7 protein-coding genes are annotated in these 6334 nt (G+C 60.8%); 5 read left to right on the top strand and 2 right to left on the bottom strand.

Annotation, left to right across the window (positions count from 1 at the left end):
• From A3764_RS12660 to A3764_RS12650, 3 genes are all read left to right on the top strand, one after another.
• On the top strand, nt 1–1504 hold a 1504-nt coding region (locus A3764_RS12660; RefSeq protein WP_201722428.1), incomplete at its 5' end, for a strawberry notch C-terminal domain-containing protein.
• A complete protein-coding gene (locus A3764_RS12655) occupies nt 1501–2547 on the top strand; it encodes a DUF7146 domain-containing protein (protein WP_067263174.1) in 1047 nt (348 codons plus the stop codon). The genes A3764_RS12660 and A3764_RS12655, both read left to right, overlap by 4 nt.
• A 298-nt stretch (nt 2548–2845) precedes the next feature.
• Entirely contained in the window at nt 2846–3757 is a 912-nt protein-coding gene (locus A3764_RS12650; protein ID WP_067263177.1) for a DUF2493 domain-containing protein, read from the top strand.
• Nucleotides 3758–3765: 8 nt separating this feature from the next.
• Here A3764_RS12650 and A3764_RS12645 read toward each other — a convergent pair whose 3' ends face one another.
• Together A3764_RS12645 and A3764_RS12640 are read right to left on the bottom strand one after the other, a co-directional pair.
• Nucleotides 3766–4059: a helix-turn-helix domain-containing protein gene (locus tag A3764_RS12645; protein ID WP_017468722.1), complete on the bottom strand. Its 294-nt coding sequence runs from the start codon at nt 4057–4059 to the stop codon at nt 3766–3768.
• Nucleotides 4056–4397, bottom strand: a complete 342-nt coding sequence (locus A3764_RS12640) for a type II toxin-antitoxin system RelE/ParE family toxin (protein ID WP_067263192.1) — start codon at nt 4395–4397, stop codon at nt 4056–4058. The genes A3764_RS12645 and A3764_RS12640 overlap by 4 nt, the downstream gene beginning before the upstream one ends.
• A gap of 646 nt (nt 4398–5043) precedes the next feature.
• Here A3764_RS12640 and A3764_RS12635 point away from each other — a divergent pair.
• Together A3764_RS12635 and A3764_RS12630 are read left to right on the top strand one after the other, a co-directional pair.
• Nucleotides 5044–5382, top strand: a complete 339-nt coding sequence (locus A3764_RS12635; RefSeq protein WP_017470241.1) for a DUF736 domain-containing protein — start codon at nt 5044–5046, stop codon at nt 5380–5382.
• Between the two features lie 199 nt (nt 5383–5581).
• Nucleotides 5582–6334, top strand: a 753-nt coding sequence (locus A3764_RS12630) for an AAA family ATPase (RefSeq protein ID WP_150122165.1), incomplete at its 3' end; no start/stop codon positions are given.

Below are 6334 nucleotides of genomic sequence, written 5' to 3'. Positions count from 1 at the left end.
CCGCGCCGCCTCCTCCAACCTCGGCGAGACGCAGGCCTTCATGGACGATGCTAAGCGCATCCTGATCTTCTCCGATGCCGGGGGCACCGGGCGCAGCTATCATGCCGATCTGGAGGCCAAGAACCAGCGCCTGCGGGTGCATTACCTTCTGGAGCCCGGCTGGAAGGCGGACAATGCGATCCAGGGGCTGGGGCGCACCAATCGCACCAATCAGGCGCAGCCGCCGCTCTTTCGCCCCGTCGCGACCAATGTGAAAGGTGAGAAGCGGTTTCTCTCCACCATCGCCCGCCGCCTCGACACGCTCGGTGCCATCACCAAGGGGCAACGCGAGACCGGCGGGCAGAACATGTTCCGCGCCGAGGACAACCTTGAGAGTCCCTACGCACGCGCTGCGCTGCGGCAGTTCTTCTACAAGCTGCGTGCGGGCAAGATCGAGGCCTGCTCTTACGCCAAATTCCAGGAGATGACCGGGCTGACGCTCGATGAGGCGGACGGCACGATGAAAGAGAATCTGCCGCCGATCCGGCAGTTCCTGAACCGCTGCCTTGCGCTGAGGATCGACATGCAGGACGCAATTTTCGAGGCCTTTGGTGGGTTTCTTTCGGCGATCATCGAGGACGCGCGTCAGGCAGGCACGCTCGATGTCGGCCTTGAGACCCTGCGCGCCGAGAAATTCGAGATCGTCGATCGCAAGGTCATCTTCGAGCATGACGCGACGGGCGCGACGGCGACTGCCCTGACCGTGGAGCGCACAGATCGCAATGATCCGCTCACCCTGCCCCGCGTCAAAGCAATCTGCGCTGACACGAAAGGCGCGACGCTGTGCTGGAACAAGACCTCCAAGCGCGCGGCCCTGATGGTCAAGGCACCGGCCTTCATGGATGAGGACGGTGTACCGATCCTGCGGGTGAAACTGCTGCGGCCCATGGCAACAGAGATCCTCGCCCTTTCCGAATTCTCGAAATCACACTGGGAAGAGATAGATGATGCGATGTTCGAACAGTTCTGGCAGGCCGAGGTTGACGCGGTGCCGGAGTTCACCACATCGAAGATCACTCTGATCTGCGGGTTGCTCCTGCCGATCTGGGACCGGCTCCCCCCAGACAACATGCGCATTTATCGCCTGCAGACCCAAGACGGCGAGCGCGCCATCGGCCGTTTGGTCAGCCAGGAGCAGCTTCTCAATGTCTACGCGCGGCTCGGCCTCGATTGTCAAATCGAGATGACACCGCAGGAGGTCTTCGCCGCGGTGATGGACGCCAGGACGACCCTCAGCCTGCTCGGTGGTTACCAGCTGCGCCGGTCCCTGGTCATGGGACAGCCGAGGCTTGAACTGATCGGTGCGTCGGGCACGGCCCTGCCCGGCCTGAAAGCGATGGGCTGCTTCACCGAGGTGATCCAGTGGAAGACCCGGGTGTTCATTCCGGTGGACGGCATCGACGTGCTGGCGCGTATTCTCACCGAGCATCCGGTTGGCGCCGGCGCAGCGGATGCCGCCGCATGAACGCGCGGCGCAGCATCGCAGATCTCTCGGCCGATCTGGCAGACCGCGCCGAGAGCTTCTGCCGCCAGTATTTTCCCGAAGGCCGCAAGCAGGGCAACTATTGGCAGGTTGGCGACACCTCTGGCGCAAAAGGGCAGAGTCTCGCGATCCGACTGCAGGCGGAAGGCTGGCGCAAGGCTGGGTCTTGGCAGGACTTCGCGACGGGTGAATACGGCGACCTGATCGACCTGCTTCATGAACGGCTCGGATCGGTTACGCTGAAGGAAACCCTGAGGGAGGCCCGGTCCTTTCTCGGTGAGGGCCCCTGCCCTGCCGCACCTCGTGAAACCCAAAGGGCTGAGCGACCGGATGCTGCCTCCAGCAAACGCATCGCGCGGGCGCGCAAACTCTTCTCCGCAGGCAAGCCGGTGCTTGGCACATTGGGCGCCACCTATCTGCAAGGTCGCGGGATCACGCGTCTTGGCCCGGCCCTGCGCTATCACCCGCGGGTCTTCCTGCGGCAGGGCGAAGACGACGCCAATCCGCCACAAAGGGCCCCTGCCCTGCTGGCTAAGATCACTGACAATCGGGGCCAGATCACCGGATGCGCAAGGGTTTTTCTCGACCCGTCCACCGGCGGTCTGGCTGCGATCGAGAGCCCGAAAAGGATCCTTGGACATCTGCACGGGCATGCCATCCGCTTCTGGTCCGGCACCTCTCGTAGCGATCTCATCGTCGGCGAAGGGCTCGAGAACGCCCTCTCGATCGGCACGGCTCTTCCTGAATTCAACCTTGCCTCCTGTCTCACCGCCACCCATCTCGGCCTCTTCATCCCGCCGCCGGGGATAAAGCGCATCTGGATCGCGCGGGACAATGACGAAGCTGGACGTAACGCATCAACGAAATTGCGTAACCAGCTGGAATCGCTTGGAATTGCATGTGGCGGCCTCGTGCCGGCCATGGGGGATTTCAACGACGATCTGCGGGCATTTGGCAAAGATGCGCTGCGCCGGTCCCTGTTAGGGGCCATGAAAGCACAAGGTCTGGAGATTGAGGATGGGTGACCGTCAACCTCCCCGGTGATGTCCGACAGAGCAAAGGTTCCGCGGGTTCGATCTGATCCCGTTTGGATTTCGGGAGCGATGGACCGGCGGGTCGGGGCTGAGTGCCCCTCGCCCGGGCAGCAATGCGCCACGCACCAGAAAATTCCCCTGCCCCTTCAGGGCATTCCTCGCGGGGGCAATTTTCCGGCCCGGGTCACATTCTCCGCTCTGCTCCGATCCTGACGGATGCGGCCCGGTCGCCGCCGGTCCTGTTATCGCCCCATCCAAATCGGGTCAGATCCAACAGAGGAACCAGACAATGCCCAATCAGACAGACATCCAAGAGGAGACCGGCGTGACCTCCGCCATCCTCGACCACCTCGCACTTCATGGCGCGAGACCGGGACCCGGTGAGACCGATCATCGCCCCCTGCCCCAGCCAGATGAGGTAGACCTCGCCATGGCGACCCTCTTTGACACCACCATCGTCCTCCTCACTGGCAGCCAGTTGGAAGACAATCTTGAAGAGATGCTCTGGTCTCTGACCTCGATCTTCCATCGCCGGCTGACCCATATCCAGAAGCTCCTCGACGACAACGAATTCGAGGTCCGGGAAAGCCTCGCCATCCAGGACGGCTCCGAGATCGCCTCGGTCGAGCTCGAGCGTCTCCAAATGATCGGGCTCAAGCTCTGGGACCATCGCGACGCTTTCGAGCAGATGCGCGATCTGGCCGTGGATCACTTCTCGGCCACCACCGGCTCACCCTGGCTACCGCGCACCGGATCCAAGGTCTCGCATCGCGGCCTCACATCCGCCGTGGTGGACAGCCGGGCCTATCTCTCGGCCAAGCGCCGCAAAGAGACCGAGGTGCACTGCCCCGAAGGTACGCGGATCGCCTTCTCTGGCGGGGATTATCACGCCTACGATCTGATCTGGTCCGTCCTCGACGCCACGCATGCCAAATACGCGGACATGGTGCTCCTGCACGGCGGCACGCCCAAAGGCGCCGAGATGATAGCGGCTCGCTGGGCAGATACCCGCGGCGTCACCCAGGTGGTCTTCAAGCCCGACTGGAAGAGCCACGGCAAGGCCGCCCCCTTCAAGCGCAACGACAAGATGCTCGAGACGATGCCGCAGGGTCTGATCGCCACGCCCGGTTCGGGTATCACCGAGAATATCGTCGACAAGGCTCGCAAGCTCGGGATCCGCATCAAGAGGATCGGGGCCTAGGCCCCGGTTCACGCCCCGCGCAAAAGGTCCTGCACGACAGAAGGCTTCTTTGCGATCAATGCCAGCAGAACCTGAGCCGGGCCTGTCGGGTGCCGGCGCCCATGTTCCCAGTTCAGCAGCGTGCCTTTCGCGACGCCAATGCTCTTGGCGAACTCTGCCTGGGACAGGCCCGTCCGTTGCCGAACTTCGGCGACATCGACCTCGGCCACGGAAACTTCATGCACCTTTGCGCCGGCCAAATCGCCATCTGCGAAGGCCAGCGCCTCTTCCAGTCCCTTGGACACGGATTCAAATGCACTCATGTTGCGTCTCCATATTTCGCGACAAGCGCCTTGCTCATCTCTACAGCCGCGGCCTGCTCAGACTTCGACAGGTTGGCCTTCTCATTCTTGGCGAAGACCGTGATCAGAAAGATCGGCATATGGGTCCCGCCAAAGACATACACCGTCCTGAAGCCGCCGCTTTTTCCGCCCCCCTCTCTCGGGATGCGGACCTTACGAAGTCCGCCGCCAAGAGACACGCCAGCTTCCGGATTGGCAGCGATAAAGTCGATCGCCGCCTCTCGCTCCTGGTCCGACATGATTGCCTTGGCACGCCTCTGGAATTCGGGCAGTTCGACCACTGTTTGCAATCGTGTCATCTCTTGTCCCATATAGGTTTCGTCGGCGTATGTGTCAATGACGTATAGTATGCGCACTGGAAGGGCAAGTTGGCAACTGATGCCAGAGCTAGGCAGCAGTATGCTCTGTCCGTTGGTAGCGGCGGCCCTTGACCAAATATCTTGTCGCATTGTCTGACCGAACCAACCAGCCGCGCTGTCATTTGGGGCTATTGCATGGTTGCGGTGTCTCGTGGCGACCCGGCCTTTCGTTCCACGCTCTGTTCGCCTCGAGCACTCCTTCGCATCGTGGGCGCTTCAGCGAAGACTGTCGGCAAGCTAGTAATCCTGAGTGATGCGACTTTGACGTCTGGACTATGTCTCATCTTCGGTGAGTTAGAAAGGAGCCAAAGCCCTCGTGGCATCTCCCTCAGCTGTTCACCCAATTTTTCCTTCGTGGCCACCGCACTTCTCCCGATGTGTTGCTTTGCATGACATGCTGGTCGCAGCTGTCGCCCCGTCCACAAAGGTTGTCGCCGATCTTTTTCCCCTGACCCTGCGGGTCATTCCTCGCGCGCCAAAAAGACCGGCGCCTGCCCCTCTCCAGCTTACGCTTCGCCTTCGGTGTGGCCGGGCCTTGGCCAGCTGCAAGGTGACCATCATTGCAACGCAAACATGGAGAAGAGCAATGACCACGAACTGCATCAAATTCACCAGCGCCGACATCGAAACCGCCAAGGGCGTCGGCTCCATCTCGACCCTGACTTTTGATCTCGACATCACGGTCGAACCCGTCGCAAGCACGAACCCGATGGCCCCCACGCACCGCGTGCTCGGCCGCTCCCCGCGCGGCAAGCTGGTCGAGTGCGGCGGCATCTGGAAAAAGCAGAACAAGGAGACCGGCGCCGACTACTACACGCTGACCATCCGCGACCACGGCTTCAACGCCAACCTCGGCAAGGCCGCGAACCAGGACGATCTGTCCCTGCAGGCCGTCATCCCCTGGGGTCCCAAAGACGCCGCCTAAGCCAACGGCTGGCAGAGGAGAACCTCTGCCAGCCCGTTTACAGCTGTAAATTCCGAAGCAAGCGCTGTCCGCGCATATAGTCTCTTCCCGCCTCAATAGACACTATATAGAGGAAAAATCTTGACTTAGCGCTGTGAATCACGGCTTTTATCCCCAAGTGGCGCGAAAAAGGCCATATTTTCGATTTTGGGGCAACTAGATGATTCCTGTGACACCACTGGCAAACGAGAAGCCTTCAGCGCTCGCGACAGATATTTCCGAGCGGTTGAATGCCGCCATCCGGGAGCATCTTCTTTCAGCTTTTGCCCCAGATAGCACAAAAACGCTACGGTCTTTTTCCGCACCTGAGGCTGCAGAACTCCTCGGGGTCTCCGGTCAGTTCATGCGAAAGCTGCACTCAGAAGGAACCATCCCAGAGCCCGAAGATGTTCGTGGAGGGCGGCGCTTTTACACGGCGCAAGAGGTATGGGATGCGCGCGAGATTCTAGAGAAGTCGTCACGCAAGAAAGGGCGCTATCTGCCTCGACGGTCTGGTGACGAGAAACTGCAAGTTTGGCAGTTGATGAACTTCAAAGGCGGGTCGAGCAAGAGCACCACGAGTATCCATCTTGCGCATTATTTTGCGCTTCGCGGCTACCGCGTGTTGGTCGTTGATCTGGATCCCCAGGGGTCTCTCACATCCATGTGCGGCATCAGCCCGGAAATCGAGTTTGATGGGCTGACTGTCTATGACGCGATCCGTTACGACGATCCAGTAAGCATGGCCGATGTCGTCGTTCCCACCTACTTCCCCGGGCTTTCGATTGCGCCGTCGCGCCTCATGTTGTCTGAATTCGAGACTGAATCTGCTGTCCATTCGAACCCTGACCAGCCGTTCTTTACGCGCATCCGAAACGCATTGTCCCAGGTCGAAGGTGATTTCGACCTTGTCTTGATGGACAGCCCACCACAG

The organism is Sulfitobacter sp. HI0129 (assembly GCF_001635395.1).
Lineage (GTDB): Bacteria > Pseudomonadota > Alphaproteobacteria > Rhodobacterales > Rhodobacteraceae > Sulfitobacter.
This window is presented reverse-complemented; position numbering and strand designations above follow the sequence as displayed.

Bases quoted from the DNA above. Each gene is read 5' to 3' on its own strand.
- A3764_RS12640 (WP_067263192.1), bottom strand. From the start codon at position 4,397: ATGACACGATTGCAAACAGTGGTCGAACTGCCCGAATTCCAGAGGCGT.
- A3764_RS12650 (WP_067263177.1), top strand. From the start codon at position 2,846: ATGCCCAATCAGACAGACATCCAAGAGGAGACCGGCGTGACCTCCGCC.
- A3764_RS12655 (WP_067263174.1), top strand. From the start codon at position 1,501: ATGAACGCGCGGCGCAGCATCGCAGATCTCTCGGCCGATCTGGCAGAC.
- A3764_RS12635 (WP_017470241.1), top strand. From the start codon at position 5,044: ATGACCACGAACTGCATCAAATTCACCAGCGCCGACATCGAAACCGCC.
- A3764_RS12645 (WP_017468722.1), bottom strand. From the start codon at position 4,059: ATGAGTGCATTTGAATCCGTGTCCAAGGGACTGGAAGAGGCGCTGGCC.